General features: G+C 74.5%; 12 protein-coding genes, 2 pseudogenes and 1 riboswitch. Of the genes and pseudogenes, 12 read left to right on the top strand and 2 right to left on the bottom strand.

Annotated features, from left to right (window positions below; genetic code table 11):
• Nucleotides 1-58 precede the first annotated feature (58 nt).
• From ACZ601_RS04980 to ACZ601_RS04960, 5 genes are read left to right on the top strand one after another with little or no spacing between them, the layout of a single operon-like run.
• Entirely contained in the window at nt 59-919 is an 861-nt protein-coding gene (locus ACZ601_RS04980) for a DUF4132 domain-containing protein (RefSeq protein ID WP_469533030.1), read from the top strand.
• Nucleotides 916-6,111, top strand: a complete 5,196-nt coding sequence (locus tag ACZ601_RS04975) for a hypothetical protein (RefSeq protein WP_469533027.1) — start codon at nt 916-918, stop codon at nt 6,109-6,111. The genes ACZ601_RS04980 and ACZ601_RS04975 overlap by 4 nt, the downstream gene beginning before the upstream one ends.
• Nucleotides 6,108-7,334 (top strand): ATP-binding protein, encoded by a 1,227-nt coding sequence (locus tag ACZ601_RS04970; protein WP_469533025.1) that lies wholly within the window; start codon nt 6,108-6,110, stop codon nt 7,332-7,334. The genes ACZ601_RS04975 and ACZ601_RS04970 overlap by 4 nt, the downstream gene beginning before the upstream one ends.
• Nucleotides 7,335-7,337: 3 nt before the next feature.
• Nucleotides 7,338-11,204 (top strand): vWA domain-containing protein, encoded by a 3,867-nt coding sequence (locus ACZ601_RS04965; RefSeq protein WP_469533022.1) that lies wholly within the window; start codon nt 7,338-7,340, stop codon nt 11,202-11,204.
• Complete coding sequence (locus ACZ601_RS04960) at nt 11,201-13,075, top strand: hypothetical protein (protein ID WP_469533019.1); 1,875 nt, start codon at nt 11,201-11,203, stop codon at nt 13,073-13,075. The genes ACZ601_RS04965 and ACZ601_RS04960 overlap by 4 nt, the downstream gene beginning before the upstream one ends.
• Before the next feature lie 26 nt (nt 13,076-13,101).
• Here ACZ601_RS04960 and ACZ601_RS04955 read toward each other — a convergent pair whose 3' ends face one another.
• Together ACZ601_RS04955 and ACZ601_RS04950 are read right to left on the bottom strand one after the other, a co-directional pair.
• The gene (locus ACZ601_RS04955) at nt 13,102-13,695 is read right to left on the bottom strand and encodes a TetR/AcrR family transcriptional regulator (protein ID WP_440579169.1); all 594 of its coding nucleotides are present in this window, start codon (nt 13,693-13,695) and stop codon (nt 13,102-13,104) included.
• A gap of 57 nt (nt 13,696-13,752) precedes the next feature.
• Nucleotides 13,753-15,069, bottom strand: coding sequence for an MFS transporter (locus tag ACZ601_RS04950; protein WP_469533016.1), 1,317 nt, complete (start codon nt 15,067-15,069; stop codon nt 13,753-13,755).
• 242 nt (nt 15,070-15,311) lie between these two features.
• Nucleotides 15,312-15,457, top strand: a riboswitch (cobalamin riboswitch).
• Nucleotides 15,458-15,559: 102 nt separating this feature from the next.
• Between ACZ601_RS04950 and ACZ601_RS04945 the strand changes: the two genes are divergently transcribed.
• The 7 genes and pseudogenes from ACZ601_RS04945 to ACZ601_RS04915 all read left to right on the top strand — a co-directional run bounded on the left by ACZ601_RS04945 (nt 15,560) and on the right by ACZ601_RS04915 (nt 26,571).
• Nucleotides 15,560-16,669: a FecCD family ABC transporter permease gene (locus tag ACZ601_RS04945; protein WP_469533013.1), complete on the top strand. Its 1,110-nt coding sequence runs from the start codon at nt 15,560-15,562 to the stop codon at nt 16,667-16,669.
• Nucleotides 16,669-17,451 carry an ABC transporter ATP-binding protein gene (locus ACZ601_RS04940; protein WP_469533010.1) on the top strand — a complete coding sequence of 261 codons (783 nt, stop codon included), beginning with the start codon at nt 16,669-16,671 and terminating at the stop codon, nt 17,449-17,451. Before ACZ601_RS04945 ends, ACZ601_RS04940 begins: the two co-directional genes overlap by 1 nt.
• A gap of 15 nt (nt 17,452-17,466) precedes the next feature.
• The gene (locus tag ACZ601_RS04935; RefSeq protein ID WP_440575008.1) at nt 17,467-18,498 is read left to right on the top strand and encodes an ABC transporter substrate-binding protein; all 1,032 of its coding nucleotides are present in this window, start codon (nt 17,467-17,469) and stop codon (nt 18,496-18,498) included.
• 119 nt (nt 18,499-18,617) lie between these two features.
• Nucleotides 18,618-18,800: pseudogene (locus tag ACZ601_RS04930) on the top strand (hypothetical protein); the annotation flags it as partial.
• A 106-nt stretch (nt 18,801-18,906) separates the two neighbouring features.
• Nucleotides 18,907-19,185: pseudogene (locus ACZ601_RS04925) on the top strand (L,D-transpeptidase); the annotation flags it as partial.
• Nucleotides 19,186-19,390: 205 nt separating this feature from the next.
• Entirely contained in the window at nt 19,391-23,140 is a 3,750-nt protein-coding gene (locus ACZ601_RS04920; protein ID WP_469533007.1) for a S8 family serine peptidase, read from the top strand.
• 137 nt (nt 23,141-23,277) lie between these two features.
• Nucleotides 23,278-26,571 (top strand): S8 family serine peptidase, encoded by a 3,294-nt coding sequence (locus tag ACZ601_RS04915; protein ID WP_469533006.1) that lies wholly within the window; start codon nt 23,278-23,280, stop codon nt 26,569-26,571.
• Nucleotides 26,572-26,593: the final 22 nt, after the last annotated feature.

Raw genomic sequence — 26,593 nt, 5'->3', positions numbered from 1 at the left:
TTTCATCGGCGTGTGCCGCCGGTTCGGCGGCCGTTCGGAACAATGGGGAGAACAGCGCATGGGGTGGGTTCCGGCGGGCGACTACGAAGTCGCCCTGGAGGCGGGCACGGTGGTCTGCCGCAATGGGAAGGGCCGGCGGCTGAAGTCCGTTCCGGCCAGATTGAAGGACGACCCGGCGGTCGTCGGACTCCGGCAGCTGACCGAGTGGCTGGAGCAGCACGCACACCAGTGCCTGACCGACGTCGAGCAGTGGATGGTGCGTTCGCTGCCCGTTCCCACCGCCGTGCTCGCCCGGGTCTGGCCCGACCCGGCGTGGCAGACGGCCCTGCGGGACGTGGTGATCACCGGCGTGGACGGTGGGGTCGCCGGGTTCCTGCGTGATGTCGATCCCGAGCGCGGCCTCGGCCTCGTCGACCTGGACGGCGATACGGTCCGGATCACCCCGGACGTCGTCCGCGTGCCGCACCCCGTCCTCCTCGACGACCTCGACGAGCTGCGGGAGTTCGCGGTCGAACTGGAGGTGCGTCAGAACGTGGGCCAGTTGTTCCGCGAGGTGTGGAGCCGTCCGCCCGGCCTCGGCCCGGACACCACGTCCGTGGAGACCTACGCCGGCGGCGTGTTCAAGGAACTGCGCTTCCTGCACGGCCGCGTGACCCAGCTCGGATACCGCTCGCGCGGCGGATACGCGGTCTGCCCGGTCGTCGAGGACGGTGCCACGACCGAGGCGCGCATCTGGATCGGTGAGCACGACGGATACGACGAGTACGGCACCGAGACGGGCTCCCTGGGCTGGACCGACCCCGCGGGGCGCGCGCTGACGGCCGCAGAGGTCGGCCCCGTCGCGTGGTCGGAAGGTATGCGCATGGCGGCGGCGCTCTACGCCGGACGCGACGTGGCGGACGAGGAGCGGGCGGCATGAGCACCACGACGACGAACACCCACACGGACACGACGGCGGCGGGCACTGCCGCCCTCCCCGCCCAGGCCCGGGGCCCCGTGGCCGAGGCCCGCGCGGCGGCTCTGCTGGACGCGGGCGCGATCCTCCCGGCCGGCACCACGGAGCGGGACGACGCCGACGCGCTGACCGCCCGCACCTACACGCACAGCGCCCTCGGTGACCGCACCGTGGTCCGGCTCGTGCCCGGCACCCTCGGTGAAGCCGAGGACCTGGCCCTGGAGTTCCTCGGGCTGGCCCGGTCGCAGGAGGCGCCCGTCGTCGGCCAGGTGCGCCGCGAGGCGCTGGGCTTCCCCGCCTGGGCGCTGGTCAACGACCCGGCCAACGGCCACCACGCCCTGGCCCTGGTCAAGGACATCGAGCGGCTGGGCCGGCAGGCCAGGACCCGCGCCGGAGCGGCCAAGGAGGGCTTCGACGCACTCGGCACCCGGCTCGGCCGGGCCGTACCCCACTTCCTCCCCACCTACTACGAGCAGGTGGCGCGCCTCTTCCTCCAGGCCGAGAACACCAGCTACGCCGCCTCCTTCTTCGGCAAGGCCCGCGAGGCCGAGCGGGTGCACGGGCTGGTCGTGGACGAGGACCGGCAGCGGGCCGTCTTCCTGGAGTTCGCCTTCGCCGGCGCGCTCACCGTCAAGGCACTGCGGCAGTACGTGCGTGACCTGGTGGCCCGGCTCGAACCGGCTGACGCCTGGGCGCAGTTCCGCCGGCTGCTGGTCGAGCGCTGCGCGGCCGGCATGCCCCCGTACGCGGCGCTGCCGCAGGACGTGCGCGCGCTGGTGAAGGCCGCCGGTCTGGACCGGGAGGCCGCAGAGCGCGAGCTGGTGGCCGATCTGATCGCCGCCCCGGGAGTCGTCCGCGCCCCCGCCTCGTTCTGGGCCGCCTACCGCTCCGCGATCGTCGGCCTCGCTGAGCAGGACGCGTCCGTGCGGGCCCGGCTCCTCGGCTTCTTCCCGGAGACCTTCAGCGAGGACCGCCGGGAGAAGGCCGGCGAATCCGACTGGCTCGCGTTGCTGGCCGAGTCCGGCGCGGAGGAGCTGCTGACCGGCCTCCCGGACCCGGCGGGGAACGCTCCCGCCGACTCCGTCGCGTCCGTCGCGTCCGCTGCGTCCGCCTCCGCCGTCTCCCCGGCGGACTGGCTCGCCCGCTGGGAGGCACACCGCCGGCGCAACCGGGCCACCGCGGGCCGCAGCTCGGGAACCCTCGACCTGGCCGCCCGGATGGCGGACCGGCTGCGCGCCGACGGGCGCCCCGTCGAACTGTTCCAGGGCCGCTGGCAGCGCAACGCCGACCTGGACCTCCTCGACCTCTGCCTGGCCTCCGGCATCCCCGTAGCCGAACCGGACGAGCGGGAAGCGGGCACCAGGCAGGGCCCCGGTGTTCCGCTCGGCTCCTGGCTCACCGACACCGCGCCCGGCGCGCGGGACCTCACCGCCGTCTCCGGACAGCCGGCCTTCCGCGCCCTGCTGCGCAGGACCGTCGGCGAACTCGGCGACGGGTACGGCCAGCGGCTGAGCGACGCCGGCCTGGCGAAGCTGGCGGCGCACCCCGTGCTCTCCGGCATCCTGCGGGAGTGGCTGACCGCCTGCGCGGAGGAGTACACGGCCGCGCGAGGCCTCCCCGGGCTGCAATCCGCCCTCAACAGGCTCTCGTTCTTCCGCACCGTGATCGCGGACGTCGCCCCGGAGGCCGTGCGGCTGCTCAGGGGCCACGAGGTCGTGCCGCTGCTCGCGGCCACCCTGCGCACCGGTGTCCTCGACGAACTGGGCTGGGCCGCGCTCGATACGGCCTACGCCGAACTGGCCGCCGAATCCGCCGGCGTGCAGCGGCGGGGCCGCCGCTCTGAAGGCGTCGGGGTCACCGGCGCCTGGCCCGCGCTGATCCTGAACACGCTCGAACGGGCCGTCGTCGTCGGCCCGGAAGGCGTGCTGCTGCGGCACACGCTGCGGCTGCCCGCCGCCGTCGACCACTGGCGGTCGCTCGCCTTCCGTTATGTCGACGGCGAGTTGCTGGTCATGTGGTGGGAGGACGGCAAGTCGCGCGGCTACTGGTCGCACCGCCCCGCAGAACCGTTCACCGTCGGCGGCGAGCAGATACCCCGCTGGGGCGGCTCCGGCCCCTCGGATCAGGTCTGCCTGCCGCTGCCCGGCGGCGGCCGCGCCACCGGGGGCAAGGCCCTGCACGCGGGCGACACCTCCCTGCCGCCCCAGCGCGCCGTCATCTCCGACGGCACCGGTCTCTGGCGGGAAGGCCACCAGGGCACGCAGCGGGTGTGGCTGGAATACGACCCGGCCACCGGCACGCACGGCCGGGCGTCCCTGCCCGCCTTCCTCCGCTCCGGGGTGCGGGACGGCACCCGGCTGCTCGCCGAGCACTGCCAGGTGCTGCCCCTCCAACCCGGCCTGGAGAAAACCCCGTTCGGTACGGACGGCACGGTCCTCGGCCGCTGGGTCCGCAGCACGGCCACCGAGCCCGGCACGGCCGCCCCCGCCGACGGGCACCGGATCGTCGCCGGCACCCCCGACGGCCACACGGTCACCCTGCCGCACCCGCTGCCCGACGGCGGGTCCCCGGTGCCGCTCGGCGCACTCACCCTGCCCGGCGGGTCACGGCCCCTGGTGGCCCTCTACCACCGCTCCGTCGCGGCGCACCCGGCGGACGCGGACGGAGCCGGTGGCATCCTGTGGTCCGTCACCACCGACTCCTCCGGCGGGAACGACGCGGCGGGCACCCCGTATGTGCCTCCCGTCGCCTACTGGCACGCGCTGCGCCCGAGGGACGAGCGGGGCTCCGCCGCCCTGCGGAACCTGACCGGCTCCCGGGCGGGGGAGCTGTTCGAGGTGGTCGCCGCCGCCGTCGCCCGGCACCTGGAGGCGTTCCGGGCCGCCCAGGAGTACACCGGGCCCTCGGCGCGGGAGCTGAGCGAGGAGGCCATGGCCCGGGTGCTGCCCGAGGTGTCCGACGCACGGCTCCTCGCTGGCGTCACCGCCGTCGTCCGGGACGCGGTGGACCGCGCCGCGTCGGCCGCCCGGTACCTGGAACCGCCCAAGCCCGCGCAGCCGGCCACGTCCCGGAACACCGCGCGCATCCAGGGCATGTTCTTCGAACACGAGCCCGAGCACGGCGACGACACGACCCTGCAGACCGCCTCCGCCTGGGACTCCGAGCGGATGCGCGGCGGCTGGTGGGGAGCCGGGAAGCGGTGGACCGTGATCCGGCAGATCCTCGCCGTCAACCATGTACTCGGCGGCGAGCCCGCGTTCGGTCCGTCCATCACGTCCAAGGCCCCGTTCACCTCTGCGGACGGCTGGCAGCGCGACGAGTACACCGTGCCGAGCGACGCCCTGACCTGGGCCTCCCTCCTCGACAACCTGCCCGAACTGGCCTACCGGGCCGCCTCCGCGACCACCTCCCCCGAGCACCGCGCCGGACTCCTCGTGCTCCTGGAGACCCTCGCCGCGGGCCCGCTGGCCGAGCCGGCGGGCACAGTGCGGCAGGTGGAGCTCGTCGAGCCGTTCGGCGTGGGGACATCCGGGACGGGACGCCCGGAGGCCGTGCACCGCCTCGGCCAGGTGCTGCGCAGGGGCGCCCGCACCGTCGTGATCCTCGCCCACCGCGGCCGGAACTACCGGAGCGACGCGGAACGCTGGCTCGCCCTCGACCACGACCCGGCCGGCGCCTTCGGCCCCGTCCCCGGATTCACCCTGGACCACGAGCACGTGTACCGGCACGGCATCGCCCGCGACCGGCTCACCCGGCTCATCGCCCTGGTACGGGAGCAGGGCCCCGCACCCTGGCGCCCCGAGGCGGCGCAGGCGTTCCACACGGCCACCGGAATCGGCGCGCTCCAGTCCCTCGCCCTGCTCTCCGCAGCCGTCGAGGAGCCCGGAGCAGAGGCGCTCGCGCTGCTCGGGGCGAAGACGCGTGCCTTTGAAGCGGCCCAGGGCAGGCTGAACGCCCTGCCCCGCGACGACCGGCACGCCCTGCTCCAGGCACTGCTGCCCGCGGACCCGGCAGAGCTGTGGTCCACGGGCCCCGACGTCCCGGCCGCCACCGAGGTCTGGCAGGAACGCCTGGCCTCTCTCGTCCGGGTCCCGGAGGAACTGGACCTCGACCTGTCCGGTACCACCCCGGGCGCCGTCGACCTCATCCTCAACGCGGGCTCCCGGGCCTGGCTCAGCCACGGCACCGATATCGAGGACGGCACCGGCCGCCCGGCCCTGCGCCGGGTGGGCGCACGCGGTGCGGTCTCCACCGCCCTGACCGCCCTGCGCACCCTCGCCTACACGCTGCCGTACGGGCATCCGCTGCGGGCACACCTGCCCACGGGGCTGGCAGCCGTCCGCGGCCGCCTCGCCGACCCCGGCCTGGTGCTCGACCTCGGCCTGGACTGGACCGAGTCCGGACACTCGATCGGCCCCGTGATCCGCGCCGCCCACGGGCTCCCCGAGTCCGGCGGCGCCGGGCCCGACGGGCTGGTCAGGGCCGGCACGGCGCTGCTCCTCGCCCCCGGCCACGGCGACAGCGAGAAGCTGCTGATCCGCCCGGCCGGACTGGCGGGCCCGGACGACCCGGCGTTCGGCCTCGTCGAAGGCACCGTCGGCGGTTACGGGACCGGCGATCTGCTCGCCCTGCGCGCACTGCTGGGCGAGGAGACCGACGCGCTGGCCTCCGCGGGCGCCCCCGACGGCCCCCCGCACCACCCGGCCCAGGACCCGACGCGTGCGGTGCCGGACCTGGTGGCCGAGGCCGCCGACACCCTCGGCCTGAGCGCGGACGCGGCCGCCCTCTACCTGATGCTGCTCGCCCTGCCCGACCCGACGGACCGCAACTGCGTCCGCTGGACCGAGTGGAAGCCGGCCCGGGTCAAGAGGGCCCGCGCGGAACTCGCCGCCACCGCCCTCGTCGTGGAGGCGAAGCGCTCCCGCGCCGGCCGCACCCTGTTCCTCCCCTGCGGCTGGCTCGAACGCGGCGCCCCCGGGCTGCCGTTGGAGACCTGGAAGGAACGCCTGTACCCCGTGGCCGGGTCGGCCCGGACCCTGCCCCACCTCCCCGTGCCCGAGCTGTTCGCAGCCGCCTGGGCACGGGTCCGCGGCGGCGACGCCCCGGCCTTCGAAGAACTGGACACCCGCGCACCCCGGAAGGGCCGCCGCCGATGACAAACGACACCACGACCACCACCGTGGACACCACCACGGCCGACGGCGCCCCGGACCGGGCGACGCCCCCCGGCCGAGAACACCGCCAGGTCACCCCGCCCGAGGACCGGTACGCCACCGAACTGGCCTTCCTCGCCGCCCACGACTCCGGGCCCCGCCCACCCGGCTGGCTGCTCACCCCGCGCGCCGTCGTCGCCTTCGTGATGGGCAGCGCGGGCGAGGCACTGAGCCTGCCGAAGGGCGCCCGGCCCGGCGCCGGAGTGCCGCGCCGACTGGTGATCGAGCAGAAGTTCGTCGGCGAACGCGCCCTGGTCGAACGGTGCGTGGTCACCCTCGCCGGAGAGCGCGGGCTGCTGCTCGTGGGCGAACCCGGCACCGCCAAGTCCATGCTCTCCGAGCTGCTGTCGGCGGCCGTCTGCGGGACCAGCGCGCTCACCGTGCAGGGCACCGCGGGCACCACGGAGGACCAGCTCAAGTACGGCTGGAACTACGCGCTGCTGCTCGCCCAGGGCCCCACCCAGCAGGCCCTGGTGCCCTCCCCGGTGCTCGCCGCGATGACCCGGGGGGCCGTCGCCCGCGTCGAGGAGGTCACCCGCTGCCTGCCGGAGGTCCAGGACGCCCTGGTGTCGCTGCTCTCCGAGCGGCGGATCGCGGTCCCGGAACTCGCGGGCGGCGAGGGCGCCCAGGTGCACGCCGCCCCCGGCTTCACCCTCATCGCCACCGCCAACCTGCGCGACAAGGGCGTCTCGGAGATGTCCGCCGCCCTGAAACGGCGCTTCAACTTCGAGACCGTGGGCCCCATCGGGGACGTGGACGCAGAGACCGCGCTCGTCCGGCGCCAGTCGCGGGCGGCCGTCGAACGCGTGGGCGCCGCCTTCCAGGTGGACGACGCGGTCCTCGAAGCCCTGGTCACCGCCTTCCGGGACCTGCGCGATGGCCGTTCTGCGGAGGGCTGGGAGGTCGAGCGCCCCTCCACGGTGATGAGTACGGCGGAGGCGGTCTCCGTGGCGGGCGCGCTGGGCCTGGCCGCCGCCTACTTCCCCGGCGACCGTGATGTGCTCTCCCTCCTGCCCGGCCATCTGCTCGGTGTCGTCAGGAAGGACGACCCCGCCGACGCGGCACGGCTGCTGGGGTACTGGGACGGGCCGGTGCGCAGGCGTGCGGAGCAGGGGGCGGCCACCTGGCGTGCCCTGTGGGACCTGCGCTCGGTGCTGGAGAACTGACGGATGATCGAGTCGACCATCCCCGAGAACGCCGTCCCTTCGGCGCGGGACACGGCGGCCGGGCCCGCCACCCCGGAGGCCGCTGTGGCGGCGCTCGCGGCGACCGGGCCCGGGGCGCCGTTCCTGATCGGGGTGCGCCACCACGCGCCCTCGCTGGCGGCCGCCCTCCCGGCCCTGCTGGACGCGGCGGCCCCGGACGTCCTCCTCGTCGAGCTGCCCGCCGAGTTCCAGCCCTGGCTGGGCTGGCTCGCCCACGAGGAGACCGAGGCCCCGGTGGCGCTGGCCGCCGTGTCCGCAGAGGGGCCAGGAGCCGGTCCGGCCGACGAACGGGGGCCCGCCTTCTACCCGTTCGCGGACTTCTCGCCCGAACTGGCCGCGCTGCGCTGGGCGGCGAGAAACGGGGTCCCGGCGGTGGCCTGCGACCTGCCGCTGGCCGACCGGGCGTGGGCGGTGGGCGGCCCGGACACCCCCGCGCCCGCCCCGGTCCCGGGCGCCGACTCCGTACCCACACCGGGGGAGGGGCTCGGACTGTCCGACGCGCTCAGGTCCCGGCTCACCGGCCGGGACGGTGACGACCTGTGGGACCGGCTGGTGGAGACCCTCGCGCCGGGTTCGACACCCGAGGCACTCCGCCGTGCGGCCCTGCTCACCGGCTGGGCACTGCGCCACGAGTCCGAGGCGCGGGGCGGGGTGCACCGTACGGACCTGGCGCGCGAGGCGTGGATGCGCGGACACGTCGCGCAGGCCCTGGCGAGCGGGCAACGGCCCGCCGTGGTGGTGGGCGCCTTCCACGCCCCGGCGCTGCTGCCGTCCGCCATGGGGGCTGCTGGGGGCGCGGGGGCTGCCGGGGTCTCCGGGGCTGCTGGGGCGGCCGGGGTTAACGGAACCGCCGGAACAGCCGGAACAGCCGGAACCGCCGGGGCCGCCGGGGCCGCCGGAACAGCCGGAACAGCCGGAACCGCCGGGGCCGCCGGAACCGCCGGGGCCACTGGCCCAGCCGCCTGCACGGTCTCCCTGATCCCGTACACGTACCCGCTGCTCGACTCGCGGTCCGGCTACCCGGCCGGCATCCGGGACCCGGAGTGGCAGCACACCGTCCTGGACGCCGCCGGGGACCCGGCCGCGCTGCACGAGGCACTGATCCGCACCGCGGTCCGCATCTGCGCCGCCCTGCGGGAACAGGGCCACCCCTACGGCCCGGCGGACGGCCGGGAGATCGTCCGGGTCGCCGGTGATCTGGCCCGCCTGCGCGACCTGCCCGCCCCCGGCCGAGGCGAACTCCTGGAGGCCGTGCAGACGGTGCTGGGGCGCGGCGAGACCTACGGCACGGGACGCGCCGTCGCCCTGGCCCTCGAACGCGTACTCGTCGGAACCCGCACCGGCCGCCCAGCCCCCGCCGCCCCGCGCAGCGGGCTGGCCCCCGCCGTCGAGGCCGCGGCCGCGGCGCTCGCCCTCCCCGGTCCGCAGGACGCGCACGAGAAGACCCCGCGCGACCTCCGGCTCGACCCGGCGCGCTCCACCCTGGACGGGCGTCGCGAACTGCTGCTGCGCAGGCTGACGGTGTGCGGCATCCCCTACGCGCAGGAGCAGCGGGTGTCCGGCGCGGCGGGCACCGAAGGGCTCACCACGCGCTGGCAGGTGCGGTGGACCCCGGCGACGGCCGCGATGCTCACCGCGGCCGGGGCCCGCGGCGTCACCCCGGTCCAGGCGGCCGAGGGCGTGCTGCGGCAGCGGCACGCGGCGGAGTGCGCGGCGGACGGTCCGACGGCCGCCCAGGTCGTCCGGGGCCTCACGGAGGCCGCCGAGTGCGGGCTCCCCGCCCTGGCCGATGAACGGCTGACGGAGCTGACGTCCGTACTCCCCGCGAGCGGCACCCTTCCCGAACTCCTGGGCGGGCTCGACCTGCTGGACCGCATCGCGGCCGGCCACCTGCCGGGCCCGGCCGCGTCCGACGGCTACCAGGACCCGGATGCCACCGCCGCCGCCCGTGCCGCCCGCACCGCGCACGCGGCCGAACTCCTGACCTCGGCCGCGGTCCGCCAGGTCGACGGACTGACCGGCTCGGAGGAGCCCGGGGACGCGCGGGCGCTGCTCGAACTGTCCCAGCGGGCCGACCGGGTGGGCGGCATCCGGCTCACCGACGCCCTCGCCCGGCTGGCCGCGGACGGGACGCCGTTGATCGCCGCGGCCGCCGGAGCGGTCAGGGTGCTCACGGGCCACGAAGAGGCAGAGAGCTTCGGGGGGCGTGTCGCCTCCTGGGTGGACGGAGCCGTGGACGGCGCCTCCCGGGCCGCGCTCACCGCCCGCCTCACCGGCGTCCTGACGGTGGCGGGCCCGCTGCTGACCGTCGGCGTCGGCGCCCTGGACCCGTTGTTGCACCGGGTCGTCGAGCTGGACGACACCGCGTTCCTGGCCCGGCTGCCGGCCCTGCGAGGTGGCTTCGACACCCTGAGCCCGGCCGCCCGGGACCGGCTGCTGGACACCGTCGAGGAGCGGCTGGGCGAACGGGTGGACGACCTCGACGCGGATGATCCGGCGGAGCTGGCCCGCCGGACGGCCGCCGACCTCGCGGCCCGCGAGCTCCTGACCGGCCTCGGCCTGCCCGTCCCGCCACCCGCGCACGACGACCGCCTCCCACCGCTGCCCGCCGCAACCTGCCCCACCAGCGGAGCCGCAACCGAGTCCACCCCCGCACCGGCCACCGCGCCCATCACCGATGCCGCCCCCGAGCCCATCACCGACGCCACCCCCACGCGGACCCTCGCCTCCGCCGACCGGTGGCGGCTCGTGCTCGGCCGGCGCTCGGACCGGCTGCCGTCCGGCGCCGCCCGCCTGGCGACCGCTCTGGACGAGCTCTACGGTGCGGGACACGGGGAGGGATCCCGGGGCGGCCTGCCCGGTCCCGGTGGCGGCTCGGGCGGCGGCCGGGAACCCTCGTTCCCCGGTGTCCGCGAGTGGTCGGAGGAACTGGCCGCGCTGTTCGGCCCCGGCGTCCGCGAGGAGGTCCTCGCCGCCGCGGCCGGGGCAGGCCGGCAGGACGTCCTCGCCGAACTCGACCCGGCGGCCGCCACCCCTTCCGTGGAACTGCTCAGGACGATCCTGCGGTACGCCGGTGGGCTCCCGGAGGCCCGACTCGCGGCGCTCCGGCCCCTGGTCGCCCGCCTGGTCGGCGAACTGACCCGGCAGCTCGCCACCCGGCTGCGCCCCGCCCTCACCGGTGCGATGACGGCCCGGCCCACCCGCCGCCCCGGTGGCCGTCTTGACCTGCCGCGCACGCTGCGCGCCAACCTGGCCACCGCCCGCCGGACGGCCGACGGAACGGTCCGGGTGATCCCCGAGAAGCCGGTGTTCCGCAGCCGCGCCCGCCGGTCGGCCGACTGGCGCCTGATCCTGGTCACGGACGTCTCCGGATCCATGGAGGCCTCCACGATCTGGTCCGCGCTGACCGCCTCCGTGCTCGCCGGGGTGCCGGCCCTTAGCACTCACTTCCTGGCCTTCTCCACGGAGGTCGTCGACCTCACCGGCCATGTTCACGACCCCCTCTCCCTCCTGCTGGAGGTGAGCGTGGGCGGGGGCACGCACATCGCCGCCGGGCTGCGGCACGCCCGCAGCCTGATCGAGGTGCCCTCGCGCACCCTCGTCGTCGTGATCAGCGACTTCGAGGAGGGCGCGCCGCTCGGCGGACTGCTGGCCGAGGTGCGGGCCCTGGTGACCACGGGCTGCCACGTCCTTGGGTGCGCCAGCCTCGACGACGCCGGCCGGCCCCGCTACTCGACGGGCGTCGCCGGTCAGCTGGTGGCCGCCGGTATGCCCGTGGCGGCCCTCAGCCCGCTCGAACTGGCCCGCTGGATAGGGGAGAAGACCGCATGACCGCCGCTCAGTTGCCACCCGTCGCGCCGGAGGTCACGGCCACGCTGGTGGAGGATCTCTCGCCCCGGCTGCGCAAGCGGCTGGACGCCGCGGTCACCAAACTCGGCGCCCGTCCGACATACCGCGACGGGGACACGGTGACGATCGAGGTCGACGACGAGACCGAGTTGCGCCTGCATGCCCCGAGCGGTGCGGTGGCGACGCCGGACGCCATCACCTGCGGCTGCCTCCTCGCCCCGGCATGCGTCCACCGCGCGGCCGCCGCCTGCGCCGCCCCCGTGGCGGACCCGGTGCCGGACCCCGCCGACCAGCCGGTCCCGGCTGCCCCGGAACCCGTCCCCGCGACGGACCCGGCCTCGGCGACGGGCCCCACCCCCGTAACGAACCACGCGCCCACGGCGGCCACCGCCACCCCGGACCCCGCCGCCCCGCCCGAGGTGGCGAGCCCCGCCCAGCGTGGAGCGGCCGACGCCCTGTGGGCGGCGGGCGCCGCCGTGCTGGAGGCCGGTGTCGACGGGGCCGGTGCCGTCACCCAGGCGGCCCTCCTCCGTGCCGCGCACACCGCCAGGCTCCGGCAGCTGCCGCGCGTCGCGGGCGCCGCGCTGTCCGTCGTCACGCTGCTGCGCGCGGCCCGCGCCGGGGACCCGTCCTACCGCACCGCGGAACTCGTCACCGCGCTGGCCGAACTCCTGGGCACCGCACACCGGGTGGCGGCGGCGTCCGGGGCCGAGCTGGCCACCGTCAGGGGCCGGGCGCGCCGTCCGTACAGCCCGGACGGTGCTCTGCGCCTGTACGGACTGTTCACCGAACCCGTGGTCACGGACTCGGGGCACGGCGGCGTCCGCACCTGGGTCGCCGGGGCCGACGGCCGCCTCTGCACGGTCGGCGACGTGGCACCCGGCGGCGTCGGGCGCGCTCTGGGCGTGGCCGACCGGGCGGTGCGCCTCGGGGACAGCGCGCTCACCCATCGGGAGCTGGGCCGGGCCGGTCTGGCGGTCTCGGGTGCCACGGTCTCACCGGACGGCAGACTGGGCGCGGGGAAGGGCGTCAAGGCCGTGACCGCCCGGGGCGCGGCGTGGACCGAGCCGCCGCTCGCAGCTCTGTGGGCGACACCGCCGTCCGAACAGGCCACCCGCGCCCTGCGGTCCACCTCCCGCTACGCGGACCCGGACGGCGGCGGCAGCGACCTGCTCTTCCTGGACGTCGAACTCCTCGGCGCCGTAAGGGAGTCCGGCGGCACCTGCCTGCTCGCGCGGTGCGAAGGCGGCATTGACGTCCGGCTCGCCGTCGCCGACGACGATCCCGCGCTGGCCCACCGCGACAACCTGATGCTGCTGGCTGCGGCGCCGGGGGCCCGGCTGAGGATCATCGGCCGCCTGGTGCCCGCCCTTCACCCCCGGCTCACCCTTCTCGCCTGCTCGCACCCCACCGGCGAGGGCACGATCGACCTCGGCCTCGACCGCCTGCGCCGCGCCGACCTCCCGGACCCGGCCGCCCCCGTCCACCTGGCGTCGCGCCGGCCCGGGGAGTCCGACGCGCACTCGCCCCTCTACCTCCTGGAGCGCCGGGTCGAACAGACGGTCCCGGCGGGCCGGGCCGCCCTCGGCATGCTCGGTGACGTCACCGCCGAGACCCGCCGCATCAGCCGTGCGGGCCTCCACACGGCCGCCGGGCTGCTGACCGCGCTGTGCGCCTCTGCGGCCCGCCGCGACCGGGACCACTTCGGCCGCCTCCTGCCTGCCGATACGGACGACTTCGCCCTGTACTGGCTCGCGGCCGCCCGTTATACGGCTGCCGTGGCCGAGTCCCTGTGCGCGGCGGCCTGGGGAGCCCCGCGGCCGGCCGGCGAAACGCCGTCACGCTCGCGGTAGGGGCCCGCGGGCGTACCGGGCGGCGTTCATGCCTCGGCGGGTGCGCCCGTGGCCGCCGCGATCAGGGCGGTCGCCGCGGCACGGGTGGCCGCGGCCACGCCGGAGCCGTGGTCCATCAGGGCGGAGATGCCGGCGCCGTCGTAGAGGATCTGGAGCTGGTGGCCCAGGGCGTCGGGGTCGGCGGCGCCCGCCTCGGTGGCGAGGCGGGTGAAGAGTCCGCGCATCCAGCCGCGGAAGCTGTCCGCCGCTTCCTGGACCAGTCCGCCGGGGCTGGCCTCCGCGCCGACGCGGATGAACGCGCAGCCGTGGAAGTCGGGCCGGTCGAACTGCCGTCCCTGGGAATCGAAGACCGCGAGCATCTGCTCGCGGGGCGTGTCGTGCTCCGCGACGGCCCGGGTGATCCGCTCTGCGGTGGCCGCGTGCCGGGTGTCCAGGTAGGCCCGGACGAGCTGCTCCTTGCCGCCGAAGGTGTTGTACAGCGACGCCTTGGCCACGCCCGCGTGCTCGATGACCCGGTCGATTCCGACGCTCTGCACGCCCTCGGCGTAGAACAGTTCGTCGGCGGCGGCGAGCAGGCGCTCGCGCGCCGACGGCTTCGCGGTGCTCCGGACACTCGCCATGGCGGTCACTCCTTCAGACAGATCTGTCTACATTATGCCCCGGCCCGGGGCCACCCCTCAGGCGCTGCCGCCGATCCGCTCGCCCGGCAGGACCGCCGCCCCGTCCCGGCCGCCGCGCACCAGCCCGAGCAGCGCGAACGCCGCGAGGACGATCACGGCGACGCCGTACTCCTGCGCGGTGGCGGCGAGTCCGCCCGCGTGGACGACGAGGAACCCGGCGATCACGGTGGGCACGCCCATCCCCAGGTAGGAGATGACGAAGAGCAGGGACAGCACCCCGGAACTCTCGTGCGGCCGGGCCAGCGGCATGACCGTACGGATGCCGCCCTGGAACCCGCTGCCGAAGCCGACGCCCGCGAGGGCGGTGCCGGCGAAGAAGCCGGTGGGGGAGGAGCCGCGGATCGAGGCGAGGGTGAGGGCCACCCCGGCGATCAGCGCGAGGATGCCGGTGAGCATCACCGTCCGGGTCGCCGCCTTGCGCAGGACCAGTACGGAGACGGCGGCCACCCCGGCGAGCACGAACAGGCTCAGCCCGCCCAGGACTTCGGACCCGGAACCGGTCAGCCGGCGCGCGAGGGACGGGCCCAGCGACCCGTACAGCCCGGCCAGCGCCCAGACGGCGAACAGCACCGGTGCGGCCACCAGCATCGGGCGGCGTACGGCGCGCGGCAGCTTGATCTCCGGGGCCAGGCTCGCCAGTGCCCCCGGCTTGCGGGTCACCGTCTCCGCCATCAGCGCGACGGCGACGGCCTGGACGACGAAGACCGCCAGCAGCCCCAGGTAGACCAGGTGCGTGGGGGCGGGCAGGAACTGGACGACGAGTCCGGAGACCAGCGCGCCGGTCGCCGTGCCGATGCCCGGGGCTACCGCGTTGGTGATCGTGCCGCGCGGCCGGTCGATGTCCATCATTCCCGCACCGATCGCGCCGAGCGCCGCGCCGGTCGACAGGCCCTGCACGATCCGGGCGGCCATCAGCGCCGGCACGCCGTCGGCGGTGGTGAACACGACCATCGAGAGGGCCTGCGCCGCCAGCGCGGCCAGCAGCACCGGCCGCCTGCCGACATGGTCGGAGAGCTTGCCCATGGTGAGCAGCCCGAGCAGCACGGCCACCGCGTAGACGCCGAAGACCACGGTCGTGGTGATCGGGTCGAAGCCCCATTCCGCCTGGTAGACCGCGTAGAGCGGAGTCGGTGCGCTGGAGGCCGCCAGGAACGAGATGGTGATCGAGGCGAGTACGTACAGCGCCACGTTCGGCGGCAGCCGCCGGCCCCGAGTGGATATGGCGGCGGGTATGGCAACGGATCCGGGGCCGGCGGGCGCCGCGTCCGATGCGCGGGCCGGTTTGGATATCGGGACGACCGAGGGATTCGTCATGACCATTCCCGTCCAGAGCATTGAGTAGACCTGTCTGTCTAGTTTCTTCAAAGAGGCTAGACAGACAGGTCTACTCAGGTCAAACGCGGTCGCGCACCGGCAGCCGCCAGTCCGAGCAGCAGACCGGGGTGGCCGTGCTCCGTCGCCCGTGTGGTGCTCCCGTCAGGGGCTTCTCCGGGTCGGGTCGGGGGCCGTTCAGGGGTGCTCGGGGGGTACTCCGGGGCGCCCGGGGCTCAGGGGCGAAAAGGAGGGCGCCGTGCCGTACCCGTAAGCTGATCACGCCCCGCGGGGGAAGTCCGGTCGAATTCCGGCGCTGACCCGCAACGGTAGGCGGAGCCCTCCTGATGGCTCCGCGAGCCCGATTACCCGCGGTGGTGAAGGCTCCTGTCAATTCGCCGTGGACTGCGAGAGGTGCTGCACAGGGCGCCTCGCGTCCGGGCCGCTCCTTCGATCGTGCAGGTGCACGGCCTGAGGTGAAAGCGATCCGACCGTGGTCACTCCCCTCGAACGCATACCCGCCCCGCCCTCGCGCGCGGCGCGCGCCGGTGGCGGGCCCGCCCCTCCCCGCCGCGTACCCCTGCCCCTGCTGGTGATCACGCTGTGTGTCCTGCTGCCGCTCTCCCTCGTCTGCGGCGCCGGAATCGGTGCCTCGGGGCTCTCCTGGGGAGAGGTGTCGCGCTACCTGTGGGCCGGCCTGACGGGACAGCGGATCGCTCCCGGCGAAGTCGCCGGATACACCATCGTGTGGGAGCTGCGCTTTCCACGAGCCGTGCTGGCCGCGGTCGTCGGAGCCGGACTGTCCGCGATCGGCGTCGCGGTCCAGGCCATGGTCCGCAACGCCCTGGCCGACCCGTTCGTCCTCGGCATCTCCTCCGGCGCCGCCGTCGGCGCGAACGCCGTACTCATCTTCGGGATCTTCGGCGCATTCGGTGTCTGGGCGCTGTCCACGGCGGCGTTCGTCGCCGCGCTCCTCGCGATGATGCTCGTATACGCGGTCGCCGGCACCGCGCGCGGACTGACCCCGCTGCGCCTGGTCCTGACGGGCACGGCCATGTACTACGGCTTCTCGGCCATCACGACGTTCATGGTGTTCGCCGCGGAACGGGGCGAGGCCGCCCGCTCCGCGATGATGTGGATGCTGGGCAGCCTCGGGGGCGCCACCTGGTCCTCCGTACCGATCGCCGCGGGCGCCACCATCGGCGGCCTCGCCCACCTCTGGTGGTCGGCGCGCCGGCTCAACGCCCTGGCGATGGGCGACGAGACCGCAGCCGCCCTGGGAGTGGACGCGGGCAGGCTGCGCAAGGAACTGTTCCTGGTCTCCGCAGCGGTCACCGGGGCACTGGTCGCGGTGAGCGGCGCGATCGGCTTCGTCGGGCTGATGGTCCCGCACGCCGCACGCATGCTGGTCGGCGCGGATCACCGCCGTCTGCTGGCCGTCGCACCGCTCGCGGGCGCCGTCCTGCTGATCTGGGTGGACATCCTCTCGCGCGTGCTGCTCGCCCCGGCCGAACTGCCGCTCGGCGTGCTGACCGCGATGATCGGCGTGCCGTGCTTCATCCTGCTCATGCGCCGCCGCTCCTACACCTTCGGGGGTGCGTGATGCGGATCGACATCGACGCGCTGACGGTCGAGATCGCCGGCGCGCGGCTGGTGGAGGACGTCACGCTGCGAGCGGGCGACGCTCAGCTCGTCGGCCTGGTGGGGCCCAACGGCAGCGGGAAGTCAACGCTGTTGCGCTGCGTCTACCGGGCGCTGAACCCCGCCACCGGAACCGTCCGGATCGGCGGCGAGGACCTGCACGCCCTGAGTCCGCGGGAGAGCGCCCGTCGGCTGGCCGCGCTTCCCCAGGAGTCGAGTCACGAGTTCGACTTCACCGTCGCCGAGATCGTGGCGATGGGAAGGATGCCGCACCAGGGACCGACGGCGCGCATGTCGGAGGAGGACCGGCGCACCTGTGAGGCGGCGCTGGCGGAGGTCGGGGCAGGCCACCTGGCCGACCGGGGCTTCCTGACCCTGTCCGGAGGCGAGAAGCAGCGGGTCCTGATCGCCCGCGCCATGGCGCAGCAGCCACGCGCGCTGGTGCTCGACGAGCCCACCAACCACCTGGACATCGCCCAGCAGCTGGAGGTACTGGCCCTGGTGCGTGCCAGCGGACTGACCGTGCTCACGGCGTTGCACGACCTCAATCTCGCCGCGCTCCACTGCGACGTCCTCCATGTCATCGACCGCGGCCGGATCGTCGCCTCGGGCGCCCCGCACGACGTACTCACCCCTGAACTGCTGGCCGAGGTCTTCGGCGTCCGGGCGCACCGCGTACCGCACCCGGAGACCGGCGCCGTACAGCTGATCTTCGACCGTCTCCTCCCCGTCGCCCGTTCCTAAGGAAGCACTGCCACCATGCCCAGCCCGATACGTCCTGCCGCAATCGGCCTCGCCCTCACCGCTGTCCTGGCCCTCAGTGGCTGCGGCGCCGAGATCACCCCACAGGACGGGAACGACGACAAGAGCGCACCCGCCGCCGGGGGCCACTACCCCGTGACCGTCGAGAACTGCGGTGAGAGGAAGACCTACGAGAAGGCCCCGCAGCGCGTGGTCACCAACGACGTCGGAATCACCGAGATCATGTTCGCCCTGGATCTCGAAGACCATATGGCGGGCTATGTGATGCCCGACGACAAGGGCGATCTGACATCCGTCCCCTGGAAGGGCGGCTACAAGAAGACCACCTGGCTGTCCAAGAAGACGATCAACAAGGAACTCGTCCTCGGCGCACGCGCCGACCTGGTCTTCGCGGGCTGGAACTACGGCTTCAACGAAGGGGACGGATTCACCCCGGCCGCCCTGAAGAAGGTGGGCGTCGACTCCTACCTGCTGAGCGAGTCGTGCCGCAACGGGCAGGGGAAGGCGCGAGGGGTGATGCCGCCGCTCGACGCGCTCTACACCGACCTCCGGAACCTGGGGAAGATCTTCGACGTCGAGAAGCGTGCCGAATCCCTGATCGCACGGTTCCGGAAGGAGGTCGCCCAGGCGCAGGCGACCGCCCTGAAGGGCGCCGACCGGCCGAGGGTGTTCCTCTACGACGACGGCCGCGACAAGCCGCTGACCTCGGGTGCCTACGCCGGACCGCACGACATCATCACCAGGGCCGGCGGCGACCACGTCATGAAGGACCTCAAGGACACCTGGACGACGGTGGGCTGGGAGACCGTCGTCGAGCGGGACCCCGAGGTGATCGTCATCAACAACTACGGGGACACCAGCGCGGAGCAGAAGCGGAAGTTCCTGGAGTCCTATCCGCCACTGGCCAATGTGTCGGCGATCAAGAACGACCGCATCGTGGTCCTCGACTACGTGGACCTCGTCGAGAGCCCGCGCAACCCGGCGGCCATCACCTCACTCGCGGCGGCTCTGCGGAAGGCCCGGAGCTGACCTGCGTCCGACCTGGGACAGCCCTGAGGTCTGCTTCCCGGCACCGCCGGCCCCGCCACCAGGGGCCGGCGGCCTACCCGTTCAACGGCGATCTCCCGGACTGCGACGGTCCGCCCCCGGTGACGGGCGAGGTGCGGGTACTGAAGACGGACGCCGATTCCGGTGCACCGCCGGCAGGCGCGGACTTCGAGCTGTGGCGGGAGACCAACGGGGTCGACGGCCTCCAGACCTCGGGCACGGACCCGGACACCCTGGTGACGACGTGTACGACCCCGTCATCGGGAGTCTGCGCGGAGACGACCGCGGTGGGCACGTACTACTGGCGCGAGACCGAAGCACCCGACGGCTACGAACTCCCCGACCCCGACGTGTTCGGATTCGCCGACCTCGCCACGTACCGCACCGTGCTCGTCGTCGAAGCCGCACCCGATCCGAACGCGGCGGGCCACTGCCCGGTCGAGTCCTCCCGATCACGTCTCGACCATCTGCGACAACGCCCCCATGCCGTACGCCCAGTTCTTCGACGGCGGACAAGCCCTCCACGGCCACCCCGGCGACCTCTACGACGGCGGGGGCTCGGCAGGCTGCGTCAACCTGACCGTGGACGACGCGGCGAAGCTGTGGAACCTCCTCGCGATCGACGACCGCGTCTACGTATGGGGCGTCAAACCCGGCACCGCCGGATGAGCAGGCCGGAACCGCCCGCCGCCGTGCCGGGCTGACACTCCCAGCACTCACACCGGGCGACACACCGGGGCGACGCGCCTCCGACGGGACGCCGTCGATGTCGGGATTACGCCATGGCGTTCACTCGCCAGCCCGAACGCGCCCACGGCGATCCGGAATTGGCGACGCTGCTGGTCCAACACCCCTTTGGACCAGGAGCTGTCCTGTGAGACGCACCCGACCATGGCGGTCCACGGCTGCCGGCCTCGCGACCGTCGCGCTGATGGCCGCCGCCGTACCCGCGGCGCACGCCGGCATCGCTCCCGCCCCGTCGACCGGCACCGGCGCGGCGTCCGCCCGCACCGCGACCGTCACCCTGATCACCGGTGACGTGGTCGAAGCGCGCCTGGCTCCCGACGGCCGGATCCTGTCGGCCACGCCGCGCCCCGTGGACGGCACCGACCACCCCGCCGCCGTCTGGCAGGACGGCAGCCGCACCTACGTCTTCCCCCAGGGCGTCGAGAAGCTGGTGGACGCCGGGCTCCTCGACGCACGGCTCTTCGACATCGGCGGACTCGTCGCGGACGGATACGACGACGCGCACTCGGCCACCATGCCGGTGATCGTCGAGTACGCGGGCGGCCGAGCGCCGCGCACCGCCCGTCCGGGCACCCGGACCACCACCACGCTCGACTCCCTCGGCGGCGCCGGCCTCGCCGTGGCCAAGGACACCGCCGCCGACGCCTGGCAGGACCTGACCCCGGCGAAGGCCTCGGCCCGCTCGTCCGGCGGTGTCACCAAGATCTGGCTGGACGCCAAGGTCAGGGGTTCCGCCACCGGCGCCCCCGGCACCCCGACCGTCCCGCTCACCGGAGCGGGCACCGCCCACAAGGCAGGGCTCGACGGCTCCGGCGTCAAGGTGGCCGTCCTGGACACCGGAGCGGACGCGGACCACCCGGACCTCGCCGGCCGGATCACGCAGACCAAGGTGTTCGTCACGGGCCAGGACGCAGCGGACCGCACCGGCCACGGCACCCACACCGCGTCCACCATCGCCGGAACCGGCGCCGCGTCCGGCGGCCGGTACGCGGGAATGGCACCGGGGGCCGGACTGCTCGTCGGCAAGGTGCTCGGCGACGACGGCTCCGGCACGCTCAGCGGCATCGTCAGCGGCATGGAGTGGGCCGTCTCCGAAGGCGCGAAGGTCGTCTCCATGTCGCTCGGCGCCGACGGCGCCACCAGCTGCGCGGGACCGGACGTCGAAGCGGTCCAACGCCTCGGCGACAAGGCCCTGTTCGTCATCGCGGCGGGCAACGCCTCGCTGCACGGCACCGTCTCCACACCCGGCTGCGCACCGAGCGCCCTCACCGTCGGCGCCGTCGACCGCCACAACGAGACCGCGCCCTTCTCCAGCCGGGGCCCCTCCGCCGACGGGATCGACGCCAAGCCCGACATCGCCTCCCAGGGCGTCGACGTCGTCGCAGCCCGCGCGGGCGGACGCGGCGCCCAGGCATACCAGTCGATGTCCGGCACCTCGATGGCCACCCCGCACGTCGCGGGCGGCGCCGCTCTCCTCCTCCAGCAGCACCCCGGCCTCGCGCCGGACCGGCTCAAGGCGCTGCTCACCTCGTCGGCCAGGGACACCGACGCCCCGGTCCTGGACCAGGGCGCAGGGCCGATGGACGTGTCCCGTGCGATATCCCAGCCGGTGACCGGTCAGCCCAACCCGCTGCTCGGTGACTTCGCGTACCCGCAGGCCGGGCTGGAGCCGGTCGAGAAGGCGGTCACGCTGACCAATGCCACGGACAAGGACGTCACCCTGACCCTCGCCGTGCGCGATGTGCGGGGCGACGACGGCTCCCGTGTCCGGGGATTCGCCGCACCGGCCCGTACCAGGATCAGGGTCCCGGCGCACGGCACCGCCGACGCGCCGGTCCGTATCGACCCCGCGGTGAAGCTCGACGCGGGTGACTACGGCACGCTCACCGGACGCCTCGTCGGCACGGGCGCCCACGGGGCGCGCGTCACCGTCCCGTTCGGCGCGCACCTGGAGGTGCCGTCCGCCGGCCTGACCGTCAAGGGCCTCGACCGGCACGGCGACCCGGCGGCGTCCCCGTCGGCGTTCCAGCTGTTCGACGACCACCGCGACACCGCGACCCGGTACACCCTCGGCTACCCGGACGCGGGCAGCACCACGATCCGGGTGCCGCTCGGCACGTACTCCCTCAGCGCCCTGATCATGACCCGGGACGAGCCGGGCAACGTCGGCAGCGTGGCCTCCGTGTCCCAGCTCTACCGGCCGGAGGTCACCGTCTCCGGCGACACCACGGTCACCCTGGACGCGCGCGCCGCCGAGCGGATCGCGTGGGACACCGAGCGCGCGAGCCTGCCCAGGGGATTCGCGATCGGGCTGACCTACGGACTGGACGGCACCGGGCGACTGCTCGCCGGGTACGCCACCTCCGTCCCGTCGTACGCCAAGGCGATCTACGCCCAGCCGGTCCGGCACGCGGAGAAGGTCACCTTCCTCGCGTCGGCCCGGCAGGCCGCGCCGCTCGCCCGGTTCACCTCCGGCGGCGGAAGGGTCCTGGACTCGCTGCCGGTACAGCAGGCCACGGAGTTCGACGGCAAGGGCTCCGCGGCGGTGGTCGCGATCGGCAAGGGCACGGACGCCGCCTTCGCCGCCCAGGACCTCTCGGGCAAGGTCGCCCTGGTCGACGCGGGCCCCGGCGGCGGTAACTCCTACGGCTGGGACGCGGCCGCCCGGAAAGCCGGCGCCGCCGGTGTCCTGGCCGCCGTGCCCGACACCCAGGGCCGCTTCCAGATCACGGGCGCCGAGGGCGGTGTTCCGCAGGCCACCATCACCTGGGACGACGCGCTCGCCCTGAAGGCAGAGGCCGCGCGCTCAGGTTCAGCGAAGGTCGGCTGGTCCGGCACCGCGAGTGCCCGGAGCCCGTACGTCTACAACCTGGCACACGTCTCGAAGGACGCGATCCGGCCCGGCCCCCAGCGGGTGCGCGACAGCGAACTCGCGGTCACCGACGCCCGCTACCACGTGCAGCAGGCCACCGGCGACGCCACGTACTGGTCCGACGTGAAGGTCGGACTGCCCGGCATGCCGGCCGTGTGGGCGGGCGGTACGACACTGCCGCTGCGCGCCCCGCAGCAGCGCACCGAGTTCTTCACACCGTCGGGCGGCGAGGGCCTGACCTGGACGACCCTGATGCGCCGCGACCTCGGCACGAACGGCGGCACCGCCTATGACGGGCCGCGTGAGGCACGGAAGGGCAAGTCCACGGCGTACTGGTACAAATCGCCGTACGGTCCCGTGCGCAACACCTACAGCGCCGCGCTGATGACCCGCGACAGCAACCGTCTGTCCTTCACCGTCGCCCCGTTCGGGGACGCCGGCGGCCACGACTCCACCGCCGGCCGGAACGACTACGGCACCCGGCAGCTGCTGGTGAACGGCGAACCGCAGCCCCTGGTCTCGGGCGTCTTCGAACTGCCGCAGGACACAGCTGATGTGACGTACCGCCAGACATGGCGGCGGCCCGTGTCGGCCGCCGACCGCACCGGCCTCGCGTACAGCACCGAGTGGGACTTCCGTTCCGGCGCCGCCGACCAGGGTGCCCAGCGCCTCCTGGTCCCGGTCCTCGACCTCCCGTCCGGTCTGCGCAACTCCCGCCCGGCGGGGGAGCCGACCACGGTCGGCGTCGGCGCCGCCGTGGACGGGGCGGACGGTCCGGCCGCCCTGGCGGACGTCGAAGTCCAGTACTCCTACGGTGACCAGGCCACCACGGACGCGGTCACCGACTGGCGCGCCGCAGACGTGCGGCGGTCCCACGGCGAGTGGCGGGCGACGGTCCCCGGCGACGCACCCGCGGGCACGTTCGTGCACCTGCGCGTCACGCTCACCGACGGACACGGCGCGCGGGTGGACCAGACGATGGTCCGCGCGTACGAAGTCCGCTGAGAGACACCCGCGGCAGGCCATCCTCCCGTGGCTGGCCGGCAAAGGCCAGTCAAGTCGCTCCCGCACGAACCTGGTTGATGGCCCAGGCACTACCAGGATTTCCGCACGTCCTCGCTCCGCGACCCTTGGGGGTTCTCGTGCACGTCAGATCCATCGCGGCCGCCGCCGGCATGCTGGCGGCGCTCATACCCGCCACCGCCGCCCACGCGGCGGACCCGGCCCGGCCGGCCGCCGAACCCCGTACGCCGGCGGCCACCACGTTCACCGTGCCGCTGCCCACCGGCGACACCGTGACCGTCGAACGCTCCGGCGCCCGGATCGGCTCGGCCACCCTCACCCCCGGACCCGGCCGGAAGAACGTCACCTTCACCACCAGTTCCGTGGGGAACGGCGACGTCAGCGTCGTGCCCTCGGACGCCGAGCCGCTGCTCGCCACGGGCCGGCTCGACCCCCGGCTCTTCGACGTGAAGGCGCTGCTGGACGCCGGATACGGCACGAAGGGCGTCGGCGCCCCCGGCGCCGTGCGGATGATCGTCCAGCACGCCAAGGGCGCGGGCGCCGCGGGCAGAGCCCGCGACGCGGCCGGCGGTGCGGCCCACCCCGGGCGCGCGATTCCCCGTCTCGGCCTGACCGCACTCGCCCCGCACGACGGCACCGACGCCGCCGGCACCTGGAAGCGCCTGACCGCCGGCAGCGGCCGTTCGCTCACCGGCGGTGCGGACAAGCTGTGGCTGGACGGCCGGATGCACGTCGCCCTGGACAAGAGCGTCCCCCAGATCAACGCCCCCCAGGCATGGGAGGACGGCTACACCGGCAAGGGGGTCACGGTCGCCGTCCTCGACAGCGGCTACGACTCCGACCACCCGGACCTGGCGGGCCGGGTGACGGTCTCGTCCAACTTCTTGGGCGGCGACAACGCGGAGGACGACAACGGCCACGGCACCCACGTGGCCTCCACCATCGCCGGGGTCGACAGCACCTACCGGGGTGTGGCGCCCGACGCGTCCCTCGCGGTCGGCAAGGTCTGCGACAACACCGGCTCCTGCCCCACCTCCGCGCTCCTCGCCGGAATCGACTGGGCCGTCAACACCGTCCACGCCAAGGTCGTCAACCTGAGCCTGGGCGGCCCGGCGGACGAGACGGACCCGGCGGTCGCGGTCATCAACGACCTGTCGGCGACCACCGGCACGCTCTTCGTCGTCGCCGCGGGCAACGACGGCGAGTACGGGACCTCCACGGTCGGCGCGCCCGCCATCGCGAACGCCGCGCTGGCCGTGGGCGCGGTCGACGCCGACGACGAGTTGGCGGCGTTCTCCAGCCGGGGTCCACGCCCGAGCGACAACGCGGTGAAGCCCGACATCACCGCGCCCGGCGTCGACATCGTCGCGGCGAAGGCGGGCGGCGGCCACACCGCCAAGAGCGGCACGTCGATGGCGACGCCGCACGTGGCCGGCTCCGCCGCACTCGTCGCGCAGGCGCACCCCGGCTGGAACGGCGAGCAGATCAAGACCGCGCTCATGAACAGTGCCGAGCCCAACCCGAAGCGCGCGGCCTACCAGCAGGGCACCGGCCGGGTGGACGCGGGCCGCGCCGTCCGGCAGACGGTCCTCGCCTCTCCCGCGAACCTGACGACGACGGCCGGCTGGTCCGACGGCGCGGGCAGCGACACCGAGCACACCGTCACATTCAGCAACTCCGGTGACCGCGACACGACGCTCGCCCTCGCCCTCGACAAGCCTCTGTCGCCCACCGCGCAGCCGGGCAACGCCGGGCAGTTCTCCGTCGACCGCGACAAGGTCACCGTCCCCGCGCACTCCACCGCGACCGCGACCGTCACCACCCGAGCCACCCTGCTGCCGCACGGCCCGTGGTCCGCGGTCCTCACCGCCTCGCGGAACGGCGAGACCGTGACCCGCACGATCCTCGGTGTCAACAGCACCATTCCTACGCATCAGCTGACGCTCCACGCGGAGCAGCGTGACGGCGCCCCGGCCACCGGAACCGCCATGCTGGTCAACCGCTGGACCGGCGACCGCTACCCGGTCCCGATCAACGAGGGCACCGCGACGGCGTCCGTGCCCGAGGCGCAGTACTGGATCGGCATGACGATCAACAGTGGCACCGGCACGGAACGCACCACCACGATGGCCGCCACGTCCGTCACCCCCGTCGCGGACACCACGGTCGACCTCGACGCCCGCACCGCCGTCCCGGTCCGGGCGGACGTGCACGACCGCGCGGCCCGCGCCACGGCCGTGCAGGCCGCGCTCGCACTGCCCGCCGGCACCGGCACGTACACCCTGAGCGTCGTCACGACCGGTGAGCGCGCCGGAGCGTCGCTGTTCGCGACGCCGTTCGCGGAGGCGGACGCCACCTACCGTACGTTCGCCGTGTTCGCGGCCGAGGGCGCCTCGTCGCAGTCGCCCAGCCCGTTCTTCTACCACGTGGCCCGCACCTGGCACGACGGTGTCCCGGCCCGGCCCGCCTTCTCCGTCCAGCGCCGCGAACTGACCGATGTGCGCGTCCACTTCAACGCCCAGGGCACACCCGCCGCCGGTACCACCGGGGCCGCCCCGGACGATGATGTCCTGCTCCCGGTCTTCATCGACCAGCAGGTCGGCTTCCCCTCGACCGTGCGGGACTACCGCACCCCGGGCGAATGGCTGGACCGGGCCTCGGTCGCCGGGCGGCAGTCCTTCGCGACCCCGTCGCAGACGTTCGGCCCGCGCGCCCTGAGCCGCCTGGACTTCGCGGCCGCGGTGGTCGGACCGGCGCTGCCGGCGGCGCCCGCCTACCGGACCGGCGACTCCGTGGTCTGGGCCGGCACGCCCTGGTTCACCGACGGCGACGGCAGCCGGGGCGGCACCGACTGGGGCGCTTCCGGCACCCTGACCCTGGCGAGGGACGGTCGGCGGGTGAGTGAGTGGAATGCCATCGGCAGCGCCAGGACCATCCCGGTTCCGGCGGGTCCCGGCCACTACACGCTCGACGCGGACATCGGCCGGGACCAGACCTTCGCCGCCCTGTCCACCCGCGTGCAGTCGGCGTGGAGCTTCGACTCGGACACCGACGACGGCGCCGGGACCATCCTGCCGCTCATGGCCGTACGGTTCACCCCGCACGGCCTCGACGCCTCCGGCGGCGCCCCCCGGCACGCCCGGACCCGGGTGGACGTGACGGTCCAGCGCGCACCGGGCACCGTGGAAGCGGCGGTCGCTCCCGCGCGGCTGGAGGTCAGCTGGGACGACGGCGCCACCTGGCACGCGGCCGGGCTCACCGCCCCCCGGCACGGAACGCCGGCGCACGCGGATCTGACCGCACCCGCGGGCGCCTCGTACGCGACGCTGAGGGCCGGCGTCGCGGCGAGCGACGGCAGCGCGGTCAAGCAGACCGTCACCCGGGCCTTCCAGGTCAACAAGGCCCGCCGGTAGACCGGACCGTGGATGGACCGGG

The organism is Streptomyces sp. NPDC104307 (assembly GCF_055584045.1).
The sequence above is the reverse complement of the archived record's forward strand: the minus strand, read 5'-3'. Positions and strand labels throughout refer to the sequence as shown.

What these genes read in the sequence shown, in the direction of transcription:
- ACZ601_RS04980 (WP_469533030.1), top strand. Translation starts at nt 59, where the DNA reads ATGGGGTGGGTTCCGGCGGGCGACTACGAAGTCGCCCTGGAGGCGGGC.
- ACZ601_RS04975 (WP_469533027.1), top strand. Translation starts at nt 916, where the DNA reads ATGAGCACCACGACGACGAACACCCACACGGACACGACGGCGGCGGGC.
- ACZ601_RS04970 (WP_469533025.1), top strand. Translation starts at nt 6,108, where the DNA reads ATGACAAACGACACCACGACCACCACCGTGGACACCACCACGGCCGAC.
- ACZ601_RS04965 (WP_469533022.1), top strand. Translation starts at nt 7,338, where the DNA reads ATGATCGAGTCGACCATCCCCGAGAACGCCGTCCCTTCGGCGCGGGAC.
- ACZ601_RS04960 (WP_469533019.1), top strand. Translation starts at nt 11,201, where the DNA reads ATGACCGCCGCTCAGTTGCCACCCGTCGCGCCGGAGGTCACGGCCACG.
- ACZ601_RS04955 (WP_440579169.1), bottom strand. Translation starts at nt 13,695, where the DNA reads ATGGCGAGTGTCCGGAGCACCGCGAAGCCGTCGGCGCGCGAGCGCCTG.
- ACZ601_RS04950 (WP_469533016.1), bottom strand. Translation starts at nt 15,069, where the DNA reads ATGACGAATCCCTCGGTCGTCCCGATATCCAAACCGGCCCGCGCATCG.
- ACZ601_RS04940 (WP_469533010.1), top strand. Translation starts at nt 16,669, where the DNA reads ATGCGGATCGACATCGACGCGCTGACGGTCGAGATCGCCGGCGCGCGG.
- ACZ601_RS04935 (WP_440575008.1), top strand. Translation starts at nt 17,467, where the DNA reads ATGCCCAGCCCGATACGTCCTGCCGCAATCGGCCTCGCCCTCACCGCT.